The following is a 20,231-nucleotide window of genomic DNA, read 5'->3' as shown; positions in this document are numbered from 1 at the left end:
AAGCGGTCCGGAAATTTTTTGCAGATACGTTTTCTTTTTAAAATCGGAACAGGTACAAATTTTAACAGGATGCTGACTATAGCCACAGGGACAGGGATTAGCGCTGGCAATCATAATAAAGGAAGCCGGGTAACTAAATGAGTTCAGCGCTCTGGAAACATGCACAACGCCGTCTTCCATGGGTTGCCTGAGGGCTTCCAGCACATATTTGTTAAATTCGGGGATTTCATCCAGAAAAAGTACACCCTGATGAGCCAGGCTCACCTCACCGGGACGGGCCAGAGACGTGCCGCCTATCAGACCGGCATAACTGATTGTATGATGGGGAGAGCGATAAGGCCGCTGCGAACAGTTGATGATGCCATCCTTTATTTTGCCCGCTATGCTGTAAATCTTTACAACTTCAATTTTTTCATCTTCACTCAGGTCCGGCAGGATAGAAGAAACTCTTTTGGACAACATGCTTTTGCCACAACCGGGCGGACCGAATAAAAATACATTATGCCCGCCGCTGGCCGCGATTTCCAGAGCTCTTTTAGCAAACAACTGACCTTTGACATCTTTGAAATCTTCCTGAAAAATAATATTTCCCTCAGTAGTTAACTCCCTCTCGTGCAGACAATGGGCCGCGGGATTTTCCAGCTTGCTCACAACATCCTGCAAAGAATCTACAGGAACAATATTAACGTGCCGGATAAGGCCGGCCTCTTTGGCATTCTTTCTGGCCACAAATAAATACTCATAATTTTTTTCTTTAGCCAGAATGGCCAGAAGCAAGGCTCCGGTAACAGGTTTGATTGTGCCGTCCAGGCCCAGTTCTCCGGCGAATAAAATACGCTCGGCGTGCTGCGTCTTAATCTGCTGCGTGCTGCTGAGGATGCCCAAAGCTATAGGCAGGTCATAGTGACAACCGAACTTTTTGATATGCGCGGGGGCCAGATTAATGATGAGATATTTGTTAATGGGTATTTCATAACCGGAGTTTTTGATAGCAGACAGCACTCTTTCCTTGCTTTCCTTAACGGCAGTATCGGGCAAACCAACTATGGTCTGGCCGGCCAGGCCGTTGCGGCTGTCCACCTCGATCTCCACGGGCAAGGCATCTATTCCATAAAAAGTAGCGCTGTATGTTTTGCTGAGCATATTAACGTCTCAAGTCTTCCTGTTTATTTAATTAACGTTAATATTATAGTAAGAAAAAGTATATACGTCAAATAAATTTATGTATGAATAGAAAATCACTAACAGCGGGGTTTTTTTGACTTTTTCAGTGAACTATTATCTCATTTTTGGATTTTCTTCAGCAGCCAGACGATATTCTGCCCCAGAGTATCCATGGTCTTCATGCCTTCTTCATCTTCCAGGACCTGGCCCGGAGTGCGGCCTGAGCCGATATTCCAATAGCTGGAACCCACGATAATCATCTCGGAAATTAAATAGAAGTTGTTCAGCGTTTCAAAAGCATGGATGGCCCCTGCCCTGCGTACCGCCACAACCGAAGCGCCGATTTTATGTTTATAAAAATTATTATTGGCCCGGGCAACCATGCCGGCCCTTTCGATAAGCGCTTTCATGTTGGCGCTGACATCCGCGAAATAAGTGGGAGAACCAAGCAGTACAACATCGGCGTGCCTGATTTTATCAATATAAGAATTCATTTTGTCAGAAGCTATAGCGCATTTACCGTTTTTAGCTTCCATACATTTATAGCAACCCACACAACCACTCAGAACTTCGCCGGCCAAAGAAACTGTCTCGGTTTCCACGCCTTCCTGCTTTAATACAGCAAATACTCTTTTTATTAATAAATTTGTATTACCTTCCGCTCTGGAACTACCGTTAAACGCGACTGCTTTCATATAATCCTCCATTTCGATGTTTAAAAAATATTTTATAGGGCAAAATACAACTAGTTTGCAATTTTAATATTAAGGACATAATATAATTATGATGAGTTCAAGTCAAAATGATTTTAAAATAGATGTAGACGATATCATCAACGGTTTTTTTAACGCTACTGAAAAAACCGACAATCTACCTGCCGAAGAAGAAGCGGAAGCGCCTGTTTCCATTAAGGTTAAAGACGGTTTATCTTTAAACAAAGGCTATATGTACCACCTGGCCGATCTGCTGGAAGGATTTGACCCGAACATAACTGATCTGCGAGTAAAACTTAGCGGAAACTGTGTTTATTTTCCTTACAATGGCAATAAATCCATAATGGCTTCAGAAAATCCTCAGGATGTACATTTTCGTGTAGGATCAAATGGAAAAGTTCATAAAGTCATAATACCTGCCGCTTCGAATTAATCACAATTCAGATAGCTTCTCAATAATTTCAGTAAATCTGGGTCCCGGGCGTTTCATCACTTCATTTTTAAAGAAATAAATATGATTTTCTTTTACGGCTTTAACCGGTAAACTCTTGTATGTCTGTTTGTCGCCGTTTTCCAGCACCAGTATCAGGTCCGGATTAAAATATAAGAGACCTTCTTTGGAAATTAACGGATATTTTTGTCTGCCTTTATATACATTTTCAAATTTCAAAACTTTTATTAGGTCAGCATAAAATTTTTCTCTACCCAGTATATAAACGGATTCAACCTGTTTATTCTTTATGACCTGTTCCAGTATTACCAGAATTTTGCGCACAGGTCTGTTTTTGAAACGTTCTTTGTATTCTGCCATCTTTGCTTTTAATTTTGCCACTTCCTTTTTGGCCGCGGACTTTGTGCCTGTTAACTCACCTGTTTTCAGTATCAGGTCATAAATACCTTCAACGGATTCATTATCAAAAGACGTATAAGCAATGCGCTGCTGTCTTAAAAAATTTTTTAACAGGTCTGCGTCTTTTAATAACAGGACCCTATCCGGTTTTAACCAGAGAATTTCTTCCTGGTTGAAATCATAATAACCACCAATATTGGGGAGACTTTTGGCCTCCGGAGGATAGTCGCAATATTTGCTCACAGCGACCAGGTTTTTTTGCGCGCCGAGCAGATAGACGGTTTCCGTTATACTGGGGGCAGTGGAAATTAGGCGCATAGGGAAAGCGAAGGAAAGAAGAAAGAAAAGCACAGACATCCAAACTACAGGCTGTCCGAAATAATCTCTGAGGGTGCTACTAAAGATATCTCCACTTCGGTCGGGATGACGTCCAAATAAATTAAAACTCAAGACCGGCTCCCCACTGAATGTTACGCGGCGTTCCGGGATAAAAATGCTGATTGCCGGAACTTACACCGTAAACCGAATAAGCGCTGTATTTGGTGTCTGTGAGGTTTTCAACTTTTAAAAAAAGAGAAAAACCTCCCTGTCGATAATTGATGATTAAATCAAAAAGCGAATAAGGTTGCAGCATTCTGCCTGTTTGGCTGAAATCGTTAACAGCATAACAAGCACCTACGTACTTGCCTAAAAGAGTGGCTGTCCATTCTTTGGTAATGTAATACTTCAAGTTGGCGTGCAGCACATAATCGGGAATATTGGGTAGCGTGTCGCCGGCCTGCATATTATTTTTTGTGGTAGACAGCGCGGAGCTTTCCAGAACACCCTGGTCCTTTTCATATCCCAGCTGACAGATGACATCCGCAAGCTGAAATTCCATTTTTATTGAATAACCATAATGTCTGGTATTAAAATTTTCATTTTTCTTGGTAAAATCATTAAATAAAATCTCATCTACTACACGGCTCCAATACTGATTGAACTTGAGATGCAGGCCGTCGAATATATCCAGGGCCAGACCGGTTTCTACGGTTTCATTGATCTGCGGATTAATGGAAGTGTTGGCATTATAAGACGGTGAAAAAACCGCGAAATCTTCAAAAGGCATAGTTTTAAAAGAACGATTATAATTTATATAGGGGCTGAATGAAGAGTTGGGAAAAAGGGTTGCCCCCAAAGCCGGACTTAAGCTGGAAAAATTCTTTTCACCGGACTCATAAAGTGAGTTCCAGAAAGAATCGAACCCTATAAATAGATTGGTATATTCATAATGTATATTGTCCTGACGCAGGTCACCCTCCATAAGCAAAACATCACCGAAATTAATCTGGTCAGAGAGAAACGCTGCTGAGGTCCTGGCTTTAAATGTAGCTGTAGGCACATTGTAAGTATCATTATTAATAAGACAATCTTCAATGTTTTCCAGTCCGAATATCAGACGATGACTGGTGCCCGGAAAGTCCAGCGGATATTCCGCCTGTACTACCTGGCCATTTTTTTGCATATTGGCAGTACTGGCAAACCAGTTCTGGTCGTTTCTGGAAAGCTGTTCCCGTTTTTTGGCATAAGCTGTGTATACCAGATTAAACGGGGCCAACTGCTGTTTATAGGTAAAAATATTTTCCTGGTTTTTTTCTTTGTAATTTTCTTTATCGTCATAATGACTGATATTGGGTGAATTGAGATATTCATCATAGGTCAAGGGGCCCGGCAACAGGCTGTTGGCAAACCCTTCTTTGTATGAATAAGCCAAAACCGTTTGCTTCAGCGGTTTATATGTTACAGAATAGTTTCTGTAAAGACTGTCGGCAGCGGAGTTTGCCCGAAAGCCCTTATCAGTCTCCAGTCTGGTATCGGTTTCCAGATAAACCGGGACCAGGTTAAGAGGCAAAGAAAACCTTAGATCATACCAATAAGAATTCTTCTCATTATAACCGGCCAAAGCTTTGCCTGATAATTTATCAGTCGGTTTTTGAGTTACAATATTAATAACTCCGCCCACAGCTCCGGCTCCGTAGATTGCCGAACTGCCGCCCCTGATTATCTCTATTCTTTCTATATTATCGATCGGAATACTTTCCCAGAGTATAGAGTCATTATTTATGTCATTTTGGGGCACTCCGTCAACCAGCACCAAAACTCCGGGCTTGGAAGAATAACCGCGCAGGTTCAGATTGTATTTGTTGCCTATGCCCATATAGTCCAAACTGAATCCGCTCACATTTCGTAAAATATCAGGTACGCTGTCAGCCCTGAGGTCCGCTATTTTTTCTTTGTCTATGATCTCAGTGTCAGCAGCTTTGCTGTAAACATATTGACTTTCATAATCCAGACGTTTGTCCATAACATAGATCTGCAAAGGCTGATTTTCAGTAACATTAACAGTAGCTGTATTTGCCAAAGATTGAGACACTAAAAAAGTTAAGCAAAGGATAGTTGTTAATCTATATATAAATCTACTATTTATGTTGATAGGTTTTCTAATTACTATCAAGTCATTGCGAGGAGCTTTAGCGACGCGGCAATCCCCATATCTAGGAGCGTAGATTGCCACGCTTCGCTCGCAATGACTAAATAAAAATCCAGAAAACCAATCGGGCATAAAAAAATTAACAATTCTTTGGGATTTTTTTCTAAACATTTGCCATCTCCTCGAGCTTTGGATTTCTTTAATCGGCATTCCGACTATACGGCTGCGGGCCAGTGAGGGAATTAACTCTTAGAAAAAATGTCTTTCGGCTGCGTTGCCTTCGTCTCTCGCTCATCGAGAAGACATTTTTCGTCGAGTTCAGTATCCTGCTAGGATACGCACCCTGCTTTCCCAATTAAAGTTAGACAGATTATAACAGTGTTCTTTTTTTATTGAAATAGGTCTCTTTTAATTCCCTGTATCTGCCACGTATCATAGTTGCCACGTTTTTCCATCTCATACAAATTTTTTAGACCTGAAAAAAATTTGGGGGGCAGAATTAAGTCCTGATATTCGCAAATTTTATACAAATGCCTGAACGCGGAAAGCAATCTGTGCAAAGCTTTCCTGGGATCTGTCGCTATAAATTTATCGTATTGCGAGATAGCGTAAAATTTTTCAGCCTCTAATTTTTCCAGCAACTGATCCTCAAATAAACCCGGCATTTTCCCATAAACTACAACTTTGGAAAATAAAAACCTGTAGTAATCCTCAGGAGCTACGGTGTCCAGATCATGGTAGAAAATCTCGATTTGCTGCTTTATTACTTCATTATTCTCTTTTTTTATATTCAAAAAAATTGTTTCCGGGGACAATTTGCCTCCCAATATGCCGACTGAAATATCAATATCTCCATAATCACGATAAACAGAGTAGCTACCTATAAGGTTAATAAAAATTACCTGAATTTCCCTGTTGCGCTTTGCCACATTATCCAGTAACTGTTTTACTCCTGACTCCATGAAGGCCTGATATCTTCTTTTTAAAACATCAGTCAACTCAGGATCAGCCAGAGCTGACAAATAATAATGTGAATTATCAAAGAGACTACGGGTGATTTCCGCTGGCAAAGAGGTTATTTTTGATCTCATAATAATATATCGGGAAATATATATTTAGGCTCAAAAAATTTAATATGTTTTATGGGAGCCGGACAATTTTTGAGCGATATATTCAAGCAATGATCAAACAAATGAAAAAAATCATAAGTTACGCTTCTGCTGAAACGGTAAATGCGCCCGCGCCGATTATTACAGACGAAAAAAAAGCAGACTACCCTGCCGGCTATCAGGCTTTGCAAACCATGCCCTGGAGAGAACAGTTCGGAACAGATCAGAATGCGCCTGTAAATAAACTGGATATTATCCTGGCTCAATATGCCGGTAGATTAAAGATTACCGACTGGAAAAATTTCCTGAAAATTTTATCTATATTGGTTTTCCCGTCGATAATCGCGGCGGACAAAGACGGGTCGCTTATTCCGGCACCTTCCATAGAACCTATTGATCAGCTGTATAAATCCAGAACAGCGCAACTTTTTAATATCATTGCCAGAGGATTTCTTTTTGGCGTTCTTTCCGCAGCTGATTTGAAACAAACAAGGCTTATAAGCGACGCTCTATACGAATATGCAACTCAGCATAATTTGTTGCCGGTATTATATGGAGCTAGCGTTTATACCAGGGGAACAGCTCAACTTTTCTATTTCAATGAACAGGGTGAGCTTACAGAAGATACCGAATATGGCAAAGAAACGCTGATACCTTCTGAAATTATTAAAATTATCGATCCGATATTAAGCGGTCTGGTGAGGGAATTTATTCCTTTAATACAGGAACAAAAAGACCTGTATGGCAATTATACCGGCAAAGAAAAGGACCCCTATATAGATTATCGCAGCAGCGCTGAGGATTGCAGACAAATCACCATCAAGCCGGTGCCTTCTTTTAAATTAAATCCTGCACTGTTCCCCAGTAGAGGAATTATCCAAATACCCGGAACAAATATCGAAATAGAAGACAGGAACGATTTGCGCACCCAATTCTTCACGAAGATGGTTTATAAATATTCGGAAGCAGGTGTTCTGGAAAAATTAGCAGTGATCCAGGGTGGTAAAACTTCAATAGATACAAACCTGAAAGGCGTTGATAAAGGACGAGGCAGTAATCATTTATTGGGGAACCATAAAAAAATACCCTATTTCAGTTATCTGGAAAATCTTTTAAAACAAATTAACAACAATATCTATAGTGTCTTTTCTAACGCGCTTTCTCTGGCAAACAGGCATGTGGCATATCTGGGAGATGAATTTTTTTCCGGAGGAAATGACTGGGTGCTGGTTAAAGTACTGGAAAAAACTCACATAAACAATTTGCTTACTCTCTACGCGCTGCACCCTGACTTGCCAAGTATTCCTGTACACGCGGACATTATTCCTCTGGGTTATAATGAAAAATTCGGGGATTCGTTATTTAACCCCTATTTAACCTATACGGACTTGCATATCCATAAAACCCTGACTACTTCGAAAATGCCCTTTGTGACCATGGGCAAAATCATTGCCGCTGCCTACGCTCGAATGCTGCCGGGGAAAATTTAAAGCTTCGCAGCAACCTGTTTGCCGAATTCCCTGCAGCTTTCCTGCGCTGCGTCATCCGGGTTCCAGAGGGTTTTCAGCCCATCATTGATAAGCTCAAATCCTGCCGTTTTCAGACCTTCAGTCAGCAGTTTCACGGATTCTCCGCTCCAACCATAGCAACCGAAGGCAGCAGCTTTTTTGTTTTTAAAGCCCAGTCCTTTTATTTCTTCCAGCAACGAGGCCATGGCAGTAAGAATTCCTTTATTAATTGTCGGCGAACCCAATAAAATGGCTTTGGATTTAAAAATCTCGGTTATGACATCGTTTTTATCAGAGTTAGAAATATTGAAAGTTTTAATCTGTACTTTCGGGTCTGCATCTTTAATGCCCGCGGCTATCTGCTCGGCCATTATCCGTGTACCGCTCCACATGGTGTCATAAATGACAGCCAGCTGGTTTTCCTGGTAGGCAGCTGCCCACTCCAAATATTTTTTTACAATCTGTAAGGGATCCTGGCGCCAGATTATTCCATGACTGGGGCAAATCATATCTACTGGTACATTCAGCCCCACAACTTCCTTGATCTTTTTATCCACCAGCGCGCTGAAAGGTGTCAGGATATTGGCATAATATTTTATAGCTTCTGTATAAAGTTCGTTCTGATCAACCATATCGTTATACATGAATTCCGAGGCATAATGCTGGCCAAAGGCATCATTGCTGAACAGTATATTATCTCCTGTAAGGTATGAGAACATGGTATCCGGCCAGTGCAGCATGGGAGCTTCGATAAAAACCAGTTCCTTGCCATTGCCGATACTCAGCTTGTCTCCGGTTTTAACGGATTTGAAGTTCCAGTCCTGATGATAATGGCCTTTTAAGGATTTTATTCCATTAGCTGTACAATAAATCGGTACATTCGGAATCAATTTCATCAGATCCGGCAAAGCTCCGCTATGATCTGTCTCGGCATGATTGGCAATCACATAATCGATTTTTTTCAAATCCACAAGTCTGGAAAGGTTGGCTATAAACTCTTTGGCAAAAGGTTTCCAGACAGTATCGATAAGCACTGTTTTTTCTTCCCGTATCAGGTAGGAGTTATAAGAAGTTCCTTTGTTGATGGAGTATTCATTGCCGTGAAATTTCTTTACTTCCCAGTCGATCTTGCCGGTCCAGCTGACATTGTTTTTAATTTTGAAACTCACAAAACACCTCTTTCTAAATATTTTATAAATGTACAAAAATTATACTACTATAAAAAAGGAAATCAATTAATTAGTTATTTCCTGCATAACCCAATTTGCCAGATATAGTCCGAAGATGGCGGTAACCGGCATAATGGAGCCTTTTTGCCCTTTGTGTATATCCAGGCGTTTCTGGTCCGAATAGACAACAGGGATTCCTTTTCTTATATTTTTCTTTTTCAGTTCATCCCTGATTATTCTGGCCAGCACACAGTAGTGAGTTTTAAAAAGGTCCGCATATTTGATACTGGTTATATCTGTAACATTGGCCGCGCCCATACTGCTGATAAATTTTATTTCATTGGAATACAGCCATTCAATGAGCAGAGATTTTACCTTGAGATCGTCTATGGCTTCTATAACATATAAATTCTCGCTGTCGCCAAGAGCCTGACGAAGGGCGAAAATGTCACGCTTCGTCAAGCTCAGTATGACATTTTCGTAATTATTTTTGGTTAGTTTCTCTTTAGAAGTCTCTATAATAAATTCCGGATTGATTTTTTTACATTCAGCGGCAATGACGTCAACCTTATATTTGCCGATATTTTTTGTGTTTGCCGGCCACTGACGATTAATATTGGTTGGTTCATATGTTTCGTTATCAATAAGGATGAGATGACCTATTCCGCTTCTGACCAGAGCCTCTATGGCAAAGGAACCCACTCCTCCGGTGCCGATCACCAGAACAGTGGTTTGTTTGATTTTTTCAAATCCTTCTTTGCCAAGCAGGGCTATAACTCTTTTAAATTGTTCCATATGCTTTTCACATTGTTGAAAATCTGTTCTTTTAAATCCGACAAACTCATCCCCAAAATTCTGGCCGAAGTATTATAAACGAGCTCAATATCGGAGGGGAAGGAAGTTTCATGCGCGTCTTCCAGGGTTCGCTTCATATAAGGAGCGTCAGTTTCGAAAACAATACGATCCAGTGGTGTAATTTTTAGCATTTCCACCCTTTTGACATTGTTATCGTAAGCCACCGGGAAACCGTAGGAAATGTAGCCGTTTATGGCGAGCGCCTTTTTCAGGTCATCCTGACTGCCTGAAAAAGAATGAAAAATCCAGCAGCTGATATCGAACCCTTTAATAAATTTCCAGAAATCGTCATGGGCCTTGCGGCAGTGAACTATCACCGGAAGCTGAAATTCCTCGGCGATTTTCAGCTGACCAAGCAACACCTCTTTTTGGTAATCCCGGTACATAGCCTGTTCTTTATGATAATCCAGGCCTATCTCACCTACAGCTATAACCTGATTATTTTTTATAGATTCCCTGAGAAGTTCCAATTCTTCAGTGGCCACACTTTCAATAAAAAAAGGATGAAACCCCAGGCTGATATTTACAGGGTACTTTTTTTGGATATCAATATTTGCTTTCCAGGAGGCAGGTTTTATACCTGATGATATTAAAATTCTCAGGTACGGATTTTTTGTAATCTTCTCCAGATGAGGCAGAAGATAAGGGTGGTCCAAATGACAATGAACATCAATCATGGCAATATTATAACCCATTTCCGGATTGCTTCAACGCTTTTCGCCTCTCCTCAGACCTTCCGTCTTCGCCTAACGGCTTCGCCAAGACAGGTCGGCCAGCTCCTCTCCGCCAGCGGAGAATCGCCCTTCCCGGTTGTTAACTGTACAGTTTCTTTCTCCGTTTATGGAGAGAGATGTCACGAAGTGACAGAGAGAAGCGTGAATGGATAGACCGATAGGCGGGATTTAACTTATAATACTCCTATGCACATGCTTATCGAGACCTGGCAGCATATTCCTTACTATATCAATCCCATCGCCTTTGATTTCCTGGGATTAAGCGTCCGCTGGTACAGCCTGATGTATCTTCTTGCTATATTAACCGTAACGGGGTTGCTTTATTATCGTGCGAAAAAAGAAAACAAAAAGGACTATGCAGACCATATATACGATTTTTTTAATTATTCGGTTGTCGGAATAATTGTAGGAGCGCGTCTGGGTTATGTACTGTTTTATGGTTTAGATTATTTTGTCGTGCATCCCTTAGAAATATTCTGGCCTTTTGATTCAGGCCAGTTTGTGGGCATAAGCGGATTGTCCTTTCACGGAGGAGCAATCGGTTTTATTTTCGGATTATATCTGGTGAGTAAAAAACATAATCTGAATTTTTATAAGTTACTCAATTATATCATTAGGTTTATCCCCCTTGGTTATACTTTCGGAAGATTGGGAAACTTTTTAAATCTGGAACTTTTCGGCAGGCAAACCAAGTCATTTATCGGAATGTATTTCCCTACAGATACCAGCCATCTGTTGCGTTATCCCTCACAGTTATTTGAAGCGCTGGGAGAAGGGCTGCTGTTGTATCTGATCCTTTTTTATTGTCATAAGATCCTGAAAAAAGATGATATTCTGGCCCCAATATATATTATCTGTTATGCCTCAATACGTTTTTATCTGGAGTTCCTGCGGGAACCGGACCCTTTTCAAAATCTGCTTTTTGGGGTATTCTCTTATGGGCAAATCCTGTCGATAGTGATGTTAGGAGTAGGAGTAGTACTGATACCGATATTTAGAAAAAATGCTTAATAAATACCTTGCTTTTTTAATTATTTCCCTGAGCTTTTGTCTGGCTGAATTCAATGAGCTGCAGTACATTCCCGGATTTTTGGCAACTACATCCAAAGATATAAATACTGTCTCGGAAAATTGTAAAAAACTCAATCTTGGCCCTGTTTCCTATGAGGAATATATTTCCGGAATTATAAATGTCCCCAAAAACTACATCCCTATCCTTATAATCACTGCGGATAAAAATATCGGTTATACACTGGTCTCCAGTTGTAATAATGTTAATCTGCCTATGTATCACATGAATTATGATCCACTGGAAAAAGTAAAAGTTACAGCCCTGAAAAATATAGATTTAACCCAATGGTTTAATACTTGTAAAAAAAATCTGTTCATAAGCGATGGGGAACCTTTAACCATTAGTATCCCGCAGTCCGTCCTCAACCAGCTATTTAATTACGCACCCACAGAAGGTATGACCATTCAGCTCCCGACCAGCATACCGTTTATCTCTCACAAGGAACATTACCCTTCCAAGGCCGAAAGACAAAAACTGAAAAAGCCGACCTTAAAAGGCTTACATGTTACTTATGACGCAATAAATAATTTGGATAAAACCAAAGCATTAATCCGTAATTTGAAAAAAAATAATCTGGATACTGTTGTGTTAGATTTCAAAAGTTTTTTTTATGGAGTATTACATAAATATCCGAGCTACAAGGCCTTTATGGAAAGCGCCGTTACACAGAACGTACAATACAGTAAAGATTTATCTGAAAAAATAAAAATGTTCAAGGACGAAAACATAAATGTTTCTTTTCGTATTGTAGTAGCTCTGGATTATTACATTGAACAAAAAAATCCCAGCATGCTTCTTTGGAACAAACAAACAAATATGCCCTGGCGCGATAATAACAAACAGCCCTGGCTGGATATGTTTTGTCCGGAAACAGTACAATATTTTAAAAAACTGGCAAGTATAGCCTGCGCGTTGAACGCCGATGAAATCCAGCTTGATTATGTTCGTTTTCCGGCTGAAGGTAATACTGATATAGTTTATTCCAGATATTCCTCGGCTCCACATTACAAAGCCATTGATAATCTGCTGAAACAAATTATGTCCGTAACCGATCCGGCGCTGGTAAGTTTTTCCGCGGATATTTTCGGTATAGTTTTATGGGAAAACAAAAAAACCAACATACAGCTGGGACAGAATATCTTAACTTTTATGCGGTATACGGATGAAATCTGCCCAATGATCTATCCTTCTCATTTTTATAACGGGTTTGAAGGAATAGCCAAGCCGGGCAGTGAACCTTATCTTTTCAATAAAAAAGGATCAGACCGGTTTAAGAACCTGGTCAACCGTTACCCGCAGTATAAGGTTTTAACGATACCCTGGATACAGGCCTTCCCTTATAAGGCTCCAAACTACAGCCCGTTTTATATTCAGGAAGAAATAAGGGCAGTTTATGACGCGAAAATGGATGGATTTCTAGCCTGGAACGCAGCTAACAGCTATGATATACTCTTTAAAGCCCTGGAGAAAAAGCCTGCTGAAAATAATAACTCTGAAAAAATAACATCCGTTAGTTCTTCCATTAATCACTAAATTATTTATAAAATAGAAGTATGCTTTCTTTTGCTTTTAACTTATCTGTTATTTTAGGCAGCTTTTTACTTTTCATTCTCGTTTACATTCTTGTTTTCTTTTTTCGCTTTCTGAGAAAAATCAATGTTCAGGATAAAGATAAAGATGCTGCCCTGATCCAGTATCAACAGAACCTTTTTTATGTTTTCATCAGTATATTTGCAATTACTTTGGTTAATTTTTCCATAAGAACAATTTCTTCTATTACCTTTTTTGAGATAAACATCTTTTATTTACAGGGCGTTCTGGCCTTACTTTATATTACAGCTATTTTTGTGAATTTAAATTTATTGCTGGATAAAAAAGGCTTTTTTCCTCTCATTACTTTTATCTATGCGGCGATTGCTTTGCCACTTACCTTCTTCTGGCTAAAAACCAATATATTCGAAGGGTTTCATCCGTTAATACCCAATTATCTTCTGGTTAAGCTGTGCAAGGGATTATGGATATTTACCGGCATTATCTTCTGTCTGGCAAGTTCATTCCTGCGTAAAAGAAAAGAATCAAATGAAATTTACAGAGAATATTATTTCGGAGTGAACAAACTTTATATTTATTATCTGCTCAGCCAGATTATCTCAATGTTTTTCACTTCCACAATTCTGGATTATGGTTTTGCCGCTGAACTGTTGTTTTCTATCCCCAATCTTTTTCTTATGTTTATTCTTACTGAAACTGATTTTGTAAGCATTCAACATTACAAAAAACCCTATCTCTATTTAAAACAAAGAATAATTTTCAGAATGATTATTTCGCTTGCCGTTATAATTATTATCTCTTTGGAACTGGTAAATTATGCGACTATCTTTATTGTAAAAGCCGAGCTGGTTTCAGCTAAAAAGGCGGCGTTCTTCAATATCAGCTCGCAACTGAAAAAGGATATCATAAATTATTATGATGATAAAAAGCAGGAACTTTGGGGCTATATTAATAAAACTTCCGAATCGCATTCCTTTTACTATCTGGGGATTTCCCTGTTTAACGATTTGCAGAAAATAAAAGGACTGAAAAAAGTATTGATCTTTAATGCCCGGGGTGAGCCGACCCTTGAGATTTCCGATAATAACCTGAACTTCTCCTATAGCTCTGAAAAGTCAGAACAATATGCTCCTTATATTGAAGAATGCAGGGCAAAGGGGTTTCGTTATTCTTTTGACCAGACTAATAAAAATCTGGAACTGACCCTGCTCCAATTTCAGGTCAACAAAGGAATAATTTCAAAGAATGCCTTTATCAAAGAAAATGATATTTCAGAAAGTATGTCCAGTGAAATCTGGGAAGAATTGAAAAAAAACGGCATTATTAACAATCAAGGTTTGTTGACCGAAGCTTTTAAACCGACCGACATCCAATTCAAACTTCCGTTACAGCCCAAGTATGAGAAATATATGCAGTATGTTTTAGGCATTCTCCGGCCAATAACAGGTTTTGTTATCGCTTTTTATGAACCTGCTAATCTCTATCAGCTGGTTAAAAATTACAGTTTTGAAAGAAACGGTGAAATTCAGCTTTATAATTCCGATTACAGTTTAATATACTCATCCTATTTTGTTGATTCCTTTAAAGAAGAACTGAATAAAGGCAAGTATCTGGAAATTCAGGACAAACTACCGATAACTTCCATGATAATTGTAGTCAAGCAGCCGGAAGCGGACGCATTCACCGGATTGCAAAAAGCTCAGTACAATTCTTTTTTCTTTACAACCCTGGCTATAGTTACTTTTCTGCTGATAGCTTTTCTCTTTTTGAGGATCATTGAAAAACCGCTGAGAGCATTGCAGGAAGGAGCAAAAATAATCGGGAAGGGTGATCTGAACCATGAAATCCTGATTAAGGAAAAAAATGAATTTTATGAACTGGCTATCGCTTTCAATAACATGGTTAACGACCTGAAAAAGCTGCAAAAAGAACAATTAAAAAAAGAACAAATACTCTCTATAACGCAATTAAGCGTGGGTTTGAACCATGAGATAAACAACCCTGTAGCCACTATTATGATGGGGTCCCAGCTTGTATTAAAACTTTTTGAAAAAATAGACCTTTCCAATGAACAGGAACTGCGATCAAAGATGGAGGTAATCCAAAATACAGCCAAGCAAATTCATGAAGAGTCCAGACGGGTGGCTAAAATTATCAAGGATATCCAGCATATTAACGAACCTATAATAGAGGATTATGTTGACGGAATCAAAATGGTAAAGGTAAAATTTGATTAACCCAAGGGAGACTAATGAAAAAAACGATCCTCATTGTTGATGATGAATCTACTATTCGCTGGATATTGAAAGTTGCCCTTGAGGTCAAAGATTTTTCCATAGTGGAAGCTTCTTCCGGAGAAGAAGGCATAGCGATTTCCAAACAGATAAAACCTGACCTGGTAATCATGGATTACAAAATGCCGGATATGAATGGCTGGCAGGCAACCGCTGAAATAAAAAAAATCCATCCTGAGGCAATTGTTATAGGGCATACGGGTTATGCCAGCGAACAGAATATTCAGGAGGGATTTAACAGCGGCTGCAATGAAATTTTACGTAAACCTGTAGATTTGGAAGAATGGGAAAAAACCATTTCCAAATATCTGTAGTATAATACAATCCGTACAATTATGACTAAAAAAACCTTCATCCATTTGCATGTGCATTCCGAATACAGCCTGCTGGACGGTGCCATTATGATTACCGATCTGCTGAACAAGGCTAAAGATCTGGGCATGTCCGCTGTTGCTCTGACAGACCATGGAGTTATGTATGGCGCAGTAGAGTTTTACAGCAAAGCAAAAGCTATGGGAATCAAACCGATTGTCGGTTGTGAAGTTTATCTTGCTCCGAGAACGAGGCTGGATAAAGACGCCAAAATGGATAAATCACCGGCTCACTTAACTTTACTGGTAAAAAATCTCACTGGTTATAAAAATTTACTAAAGCTCGTTTCCATTGCCCATCTTGAGGGTTTCTTTTATAAACCGAGGATTGATTACGAAACCCTGAGCAAATATCATGAAGGTCTGGTTTGCCTGAGCGGTTGCATCAGCGGCCCTGTAGTCAGAAGTCTGCTGGTTTCCAATCTGGAGCAGGCGCAAAAAGAAATCCAATACTTTAAAGATTTATTCGGAGAAGATTTTTATCTGGAAATGCAGGACCACGGCTTGGATGAGCAAAAGCTCGTTAATAAAAAACTGGCGGACCTGAGCAAGGCTACAAAAACTCCTCTGGTTATTACCAATGATGCTCACTATTTAAATAAAGAAGATGCCATTATCCAGGATATTTTATTGGCCCTGCAAACCGGAAAAACTCTGAAGGATAACGAACGTCTTCATTTTAAAACCAATGAATTTTATTTTAAAAGTCAGGAAGAAATGTATGCTGAGTTCAAAGATTTGCCTGAAGCTCTGGCAGTAACAGGAGAAATTGCAGACAAGTGTAACCTGGAATTAACTCTGGGCGAACATTTCCTGCCTCTATTTACGGTACCGGATAAGGAAACACCTGACAGTTATCTGGAAAAACTCGCCTGGGAAGGATTGCAAAACAGATACAAAACATTAACGGACGCGATTAAGGAACGGTTTTATTTCGAGCTCAGTGTAATAAAAAAAATGGGGTTTGCCTCTTATTTTTTGATTGTTTCGGACCTCATTCATTTTGCCAAAAACAGCGGTATCAGCGTAGGCCCTGGGCGTGGAAGCGCAGCAGGCAGTATCATTGCTTATTCGTTGGGAATCACCAATATTAATCCCCTCAAGTTCAACTTGCTCTTTGAAAGATTTTTGAATCCCGACCGTATCAGTCTGCCTGATATTGATATTGATTTCTGTATAGAAAATCGCCAGCGTGTTATTGATTATACAAAACAAAAATATGGTACGGACCATGTAGCTCAAATTATTACTTTCGGCCGGATGGCGGCACGTATGGCCATACGAGACGTAGGTCGCGTATTGGAAGTGCCTTTAAGCGAAGTGGACAAGGTGGCCAAACTCGTACCTTTCGGACTAACCATTAAAGAGGCGCTGGAGCAGTCTTCAGAGCTGAAACAAATTTATAATGCCAAAACCAATATTAAGGAACTGCTTGATGTAGCCTGTAAGCTGGAAGGAATTGCGCGGCATACAGGCATTCACGCGGCAGGAGTTGTCATTTCCAAGGACCCCTTGATGGAAACCGTGCCCATGATAGAAAAAGACGAACAGCTGGTTACCATGTTTCCCAAGGATGATTTGGAAAGTGTCGGCCTTTTAAAAATGGATTTCCTGGGATTACGCAACCTTACAATGATTGCCAAAACTATTGCTCTTATCAAACAAAGCCAAGGAAAAGAAATTGATATTGAAAATATTCATATGGATGACCCTGATACCTATAAAACACTAAGCAGTGGAAATTCTATGGGAATATTTCAGCTGGAAAGTCAGGGTATGCAAATTCTTCTCAAATCGTTACTTCCCACTGTCTTTGAAGACATCATTGCCCTATTGGCACTATACAGACCAGGACCTCTGGGCAGCGGCATGGACAAAGATTTTGTAAACCGCAAACATGGGAGGCAAAAAGTTACCTACCCCATAAAAGAACTGGAAACTATCCTAAAAGATACCTACGGGACAATACTTTATCAGGAACAGGTCATGCAAATTGCTTCTGCTGTAGGCGGTTTTTCCATGAGTGAAGCTGACACTCTGAGAAAAGCCATGGGTAAAAAGAAAAAAGAAGAAATGGATAAAATGCAGCAGAAATTTATCAATGGTGCCGTTGCTCAGGGAATTGCTGAAAATAAAGCCAACTCCATATTTGAGATGATGGCTAAATTTGCCGAATACGGATTTAATAAATCGCACAGTGCTGCTTATGCATTCATAACTTATCAAACAGCTTATTTAAAAACTCATTATCCCATAGAATTTATGGCCGCACTTATTTCCAGCAACATTAATGATACGGACAAGGTATCACTATACATTGCCGAAGCAAAAAACCTGGGAATTGATGTTCTGCCTCCGGACATCAACGAAAGTTATAATGATTTTTTTATTATCAACAATAAAATTCTTTTCGGATTACAAGCCATAAAAAATGTAGGCAGCAACGCTATCGAGTCGATTGTAAATACCCGTGTAAAAGACGGTATCTTTCATTCCCTGATAGATTTTTGTATCAGGGTAGACCTGCGGCTTGTGAATAAACGGGTAATTGAAAGCCTTATCAAAGCCGGGGCTTTTGATGTTCTTGGCAAAAGAAAAGGGCTGCTGGACATTCTGGATGACACAGTCAATGAAGCCTTAAAAATCCAGAAAGTAAATGAAAACGGCCAGCTGAATATGTTTTCCACAGAAGAAATTCACACTATAGAACGCGATAAAAATTTGAAGAATGAAGAATTTTCACAGAGAGAACTGCTCAAGCTGGAGAAAGAAATGCTTGGAGTGTATGTATCCGGTCATCCCTTACAGGATTATATTGAACATATAAAAAGCAATCATTTCAAAGAAATCCAGAATATAACAGAAGAAAACTCAAAAATCAAAATGATAGGCCTGCTTACCAGCTTTAAAAAAAGAATTACAAAAAACAAACAAACAATGCTCACGGGTACAGTGGAAGACCTTACCGGAACTCTTCCCTTTGTAATTTTTCCTGACAAATATGAACAACTGGCCGACAGCTTGTATGAAGACAGACCTTACCTTATTTCAGGCATAGCAGACTCCCGTAATGACCAGATGCAAATAATTATCGATAATGTTGACGATCAGTTTGTGCAACGCGTAATGCCGGTAAAAATATTTATCAATATCGAGCAGGAACAGATTGACGGTGTTAAAACACTTCTACAGCAATATACGGGCAATACCCCTGTTTATCTGGAAATGGACGGTTATCAAATATTACTGAATAAAAAGTACTGGTTTAATTTACGCCATCTGGAAGAATTAAACCTGGCCTTTGGGAACGATTCCGTTAAAATTATGAATTAATAGTTTTTTTTAAATAGCTCTTCTCAGCATATTGGAGTATTTAAAAATATCCAGGTTTAAATAACGTGTAGGATTTATGGGGGTATTATTGTATCTGACTTCATAATGCAGGTGGGGTCCTGTGCTTAATCCTGTGGAACCGGCTAGCGCAATCAATTGTCCCTTCTTAACCGAATCTCCGCTTTTTACCAGGAACTTGGATAGATGCGCATAAATAGTCCTGAAACCATTATGATGATCCACAATAGCCGCATAACCATAGCCACCGTCCCAACCTACAGAAATAACATCCCCGGATGCTGCCACACGAATAGGCGCGCCCCAAAATGTTGGGATATCTATTCCTGTATGCATCTGGACTATACCCAATATAGGATGCAGCCTGTAACCGAAACCGGCCACAATATATCCGTACAAAGGCCAGATTGAAGGCATACGGTCAAAATCACGTTTCAGGGATACAACAGAAGAATTAAGGTTATCATAACTTTTATTTTGCGCCTGAGAATATTCTTCAACCAGCCTGAGGTTATATAAAATATTATTAAGAGCAGACCTCAGCGGATCATCAGTATTCAGAGGCTTTTTTTTTAGAGTTAACGGAAAAAACCTGGTGTTGGGTCTTAACCCCAGCATTTTACGAATTTCCTGATCTTTTTCCTTCAAACCAAGAAGGGTATTTTTTAAAGTTTCTGTTTTTTCTGAATACTCGGTTAACTGAGAAAGTATCTTCCTGTTGCGGCTTTCCATCTGGGTATATTTTACGGAAATATCGGCCATTTTGGCAGAATAATAAACGGTACCAACAAAAACAAGAATAAGTATGGTAACCAATATACCGGTAGAAATGATTACCCATTTGTTTAAATTAAATTCAATGGGTTTTTTCCCCGACTTATGCGGTATAATAAGAAATGTGTATTTCTTGTTCACTAATGAGACAAATCTCCTTATAAATATTATACCCTAGGATTTACAATTGAACAATTCTTCAATTAATATACTCTTTCAAAACTGGTTTTCGGCTTTGTTGTCTGC

The 20,231-nt window shown here is 39.5% G+C and carries 16 protein-coding genes; 7 read left to right on the top strand and 9 right to left on the bottom strand.

The window, feature by feature from the left end:
* The coding region (locus PHV30_05425; protein MDD5456457.1) for a YifB family Mg chelatase-like AAA ATPase at positions 1 to 1,143 on the bottom strand (1,143 nt) is incomplete at its 3' end.
* Positions 1,144 to 1,283: 140 nt separating this feature from the next.
* Positions 1,284 to 1,859, bottom strand: a complete 576-nt coding sequence (locus PHV30_05420) for a flavodoxin family protein (protein MDD5456456.1) — start codon at positions 1,857 to 1,859, stop codon at positions 1,284 to 1,286.
* Positions 1,860 to 1,947: 88 nt separating this feature from the next.
* Between PHV30_05420 and PHV30_05415 the strand changes: the two genes are divergently transcribed.
* Positions 1,948 to 2,310, top strand: a complete 363-nt coding sequence (locus tag PHV30_05415) for a hypothetical protein (GenBank protein ID MDD5456455.1) — start codon at positions 1,948 to 1,950, stop codon at positions 2,308 to 2,310.
* On the opposite strand, the gene PHV30_05410 is transcribed toward PHV30_05415, so the two are convergent.
* The 3 genes from PHV30_05410 to PHV30_05400 all read right to left on the bottom strand — a co-directional run bounded on the left by PHV30_05410 (position 2,311) and on the right by PHV30_05400 (position 6,288).
* Positions 2,311 to 3,177, bottom strand: coding sequence for a helical backbone metal receptor (locus tag PHV30_05410; protein MDD5456454.1), 867 nt, complete (start codon positions 3,175 to 3,177; stop codon positions 2,311 to 2,313).
* Positions 3,167 to 5,128, bottom strand: coding sequence for a TonB-dependent receptor (locus tag PHV30_05405; protein ID MDD5456453.1), 1,962 nt, complete (start codon positions 5,126 to 5,128; stop codon positions 3,167 to 3,169). The genes PHV30_05410 and PHV30_05405 overlap by 11 nt, the downstream gene beginning before the upstream one ends.
* Before the next feature lie 458 nt (positions 5,129 to 5,586).
* On the bottom strand, positions 5,587 to 6,288 hold the full coding sequence (locus PHV30_05400) for a hypothetical protein (protein MDD5456452.1): 702 nt from the start codon (positions 6,286 to 6,288) through the stop codon (positions 5,587 to 5,589).
* Between the two features lie 101 nt (positions 6,289 to 6,389).
* On the opposite strand from PHV30_05400, the gene PHV30_05395 reads away from it, so the two are divergent.
* Positions 6,390 to 7,796, top strand: a complete 1,407-nt coding sequence (locus PHV30_05395) for a hypothetical protein (protein MDD5456451.1) — start codon at positions 6,390 to 6,392, stop codon at positions 7,794 to 7,796.
* Here the strand turns inward: PHV30_05395 and PHV30_05390 are convergent.
* The 3 genes from PHV30_05390 to PHV30_05380 all read right to left on the bottom strand — a co-directional run bounded on the left by PHV30_05390 (position 7,793) and on the right by PHV30_05380 (position 10,533).
* Complete coding sequence (locus tag PHV30_05390; protein MDD5456450.1) at positions 7,793 to 8,983, bottom strand: anaerobic nitric oxide reductase flavorubredoxin; 1,191 nt, start codon at positions 8,981 to 8,983, stop codon at positions 7,793 to 7,795. The genes PHV30_05395 and PHV30_05390 overlap by 4 nt on opposite strands.
* 66 nt (positions 8,984 to 9,049) lie before the next feature.
* Positions 9,050 to 9,778: a tRNA threonylcarbamoyladenosine dehydratase gene (locus tag PHV30_05385; protein ID MDD5456449.1), complete on the bottom strand. Its 729-nt coding sequence runs from the start codon at positions 9,776 to 9,778 to the stop codon at positions 9,050 to 9,052.
* On the bottom strand, positions 9,754 to 10,533 hold the full coding sequence (locus tag PHV30_05380; protein ID MDD5456448.1) for a TatD family hydrolase: 780 nt from the start codon (positions 10,531 to 10,533) through the stop codon (positions 9,754 to 9,756). The genes PHV30_05385 and PHV30_05380 overlap by 25 nt, the downstream gene beginning before the upstream one ends.
* A 225-nt stretch (positions 10,534 to 10,758) precedes the next feature.
* Here PHV30_05380 and lgt point away from each other — a divergent pair, with 225 nt between their 5' ends.
* The 5 genes from lgt to PHV30_05355 are packed head-to-tail and all read left to right on the top strand — an operon-like array spanning position 10,759 to position 19,193.
* Positions 10,759 to 11,583 (top strand): prolipoprotein diacylglyceryl transferase, encoded by an 825-nt coding sequence (gene lgt / locus PHV30_05375; GenBank protein ID MDD5456447.1) that lies wholly within the window; start codon positions 10,759 to 10,761, stop codon positions 11,581 to 11,583.
* Complete coding sequence (locus PHV30_05370) at positions 11,576 to 13,177, top strand: putative glycoside hydrolase (protein ID MDD5456446.1); 1,602 nt, start codon at positions 11,576 to 11,578, stop codon at positions 13,175 to 13,177. The genes lgt and PHV30_05370 overlap by 8 nt, the downstream gene beginning before the upstream one ends.
* A 20-nt stretch (positions 13,178 to 13,197) precedes the next feature.
* Entirely contained in the window at positions 13,198 to 15,432 is a 2,235-nt protein-coding gene (locus tag PHV30_05365; protein MDD5456445.1) for a HAMP domain-containing protein, read from the top strand.
* Between the two features lie 14 nt (positions 15,433 to 15,446).
* The gene (locus PHV30_05360) at positions 15,447 to 15,803 is read left to right on the top strand and encodes a response regulator (protein ID MDD5456444.1); all 357 of its coding nucleotides are present in this window, start codon (positions 15,447 to 15,449) and stop codon (positions 15,801 to 15,803) included.
* Positions 15,804 to 15,824: 21 nt separating this feature from the next.
* Positions 15,825 to 19,193, top strand: coding sequence for a DNA polymerase III subunit alpha (locus PHV30_05355; GenBank protein ID MDD5456443.1), 3,369 nt, complete (start codon positions 15,825 to 15,827; stop codon positions 19,191 to 19,193).
* Between the two features lie 9 nt (positions 19,194 to 19,202).
* Here the strand turns inward: PHV30_05355 and PHV30_05350 are convergent, their stop codons facing one another.
* Positions 19,203 to 20,126, bottom strand: coding sequence for a M23 family metallopeptidase (locus tag PHV30_05350; protein MDD5456442.1), 924 nt, complete (start codon positions 20,124 to 20,126; stop codon positions 19,203 to 19,205).
* Positions 20,127 to 20,231 lie beyond the last annotated feature (105 nt).

The organism is Candidatus Margulisiibacteriota bacterium, from assembly GCA_028715625.1.
Classification (GTDB): domain Bacteria; phylum Margulisbacteria; class Riflemargulisbacteria; order GWF2-35-9; family GWF2-35-9; genus JAQURL01.
Note: the sequence above shows the minus strand (reverse complement) of the source record. Positions and strands in the feature narration are given on the sequence as shown.

What these genes read in the sequence shown, in the direction of transcription:
- PHV30_05370 (MDD5456446.1), top strand. Translation starts at nt 11,576, where the DNA reads ATGCTTAATAAATACCTTGCTTTTTTAATTATTTCCCTGAGCTTTTGT.
- PHV30_05380 (MDD5456448.1), bottom strand. Translation starts at nt 10,533, where the DNA reads ATGGGTTATAATATTGCCATGATTGATGTTCATTGTCATTTGGACCAC.
- PHV30_05420 (MDD5456456.1), bottom strand. Translation starts at nt 1,859, where the DNA reads ATGAAAGCAGTCGCGTTTAACGGTAGTTCCAGAGCGGAAGGTAATACA.
- PHV30_05365 (MDD5456445.1), top strand. Translation starts at nt 13,198, where the DNA reads ATGCTTTCTTTTGCTTTTAACTTATCTGTTATTTTAGGCAGCTTTTTA.
- PHV30_05400 (MDD5456452.1), bottom strand. Translation starts at nt 6,288, where the DNA reads ATGAGATCAAAAATAACCTCTTTGCCAGCGGAAATCACCCGTAGTCTC.
- PHV30_05385 (MDD5456449.1), bottom strand. Translation starts at nt 9,778, where the DNA reads ATGGAACAATTTAAAAGAGTTATAGCCCTGCTTGGCAAAGAAGGATTT.
- PHV30_05395 (MDD5456451.1), top strand. Translation starts at nt 6,390, where the DNA reads ATGAAAAAAATCATAAGTTACGCTTCTGCTGAAACGGTAAATGCGCCC.
- PHV30_05415 (MDD5456455.1), top strand. Translation starts at nt 1,948, where the DNA reads ATGATGAGTTCAAGTCAAAATGATTTTAAAATAGATGTAGACGATATC.
- PHV30_05355 (MDD5456443.1), top strand. Translation starts at nt 15,825, where the DNA reads ATGACTAAAAAAACCTTCATCCATTTGCATGTGCATTCCGAATACAGC.
- PHV30_05360 (MDD5456444.1), top strand. Translation starts at nt 15,447, where the DNA reads ATGAAAAAAACGATCCTCATTGTTGATGATGAATCTACTATTCGCTGG.
- lgt (MDD5456447.1), top strand. Translation starts at nt 10,759, where the DNA reads ATGCACATGCTTATCGAGACCTGGCAGCATATTCCTTACTATATCAAT.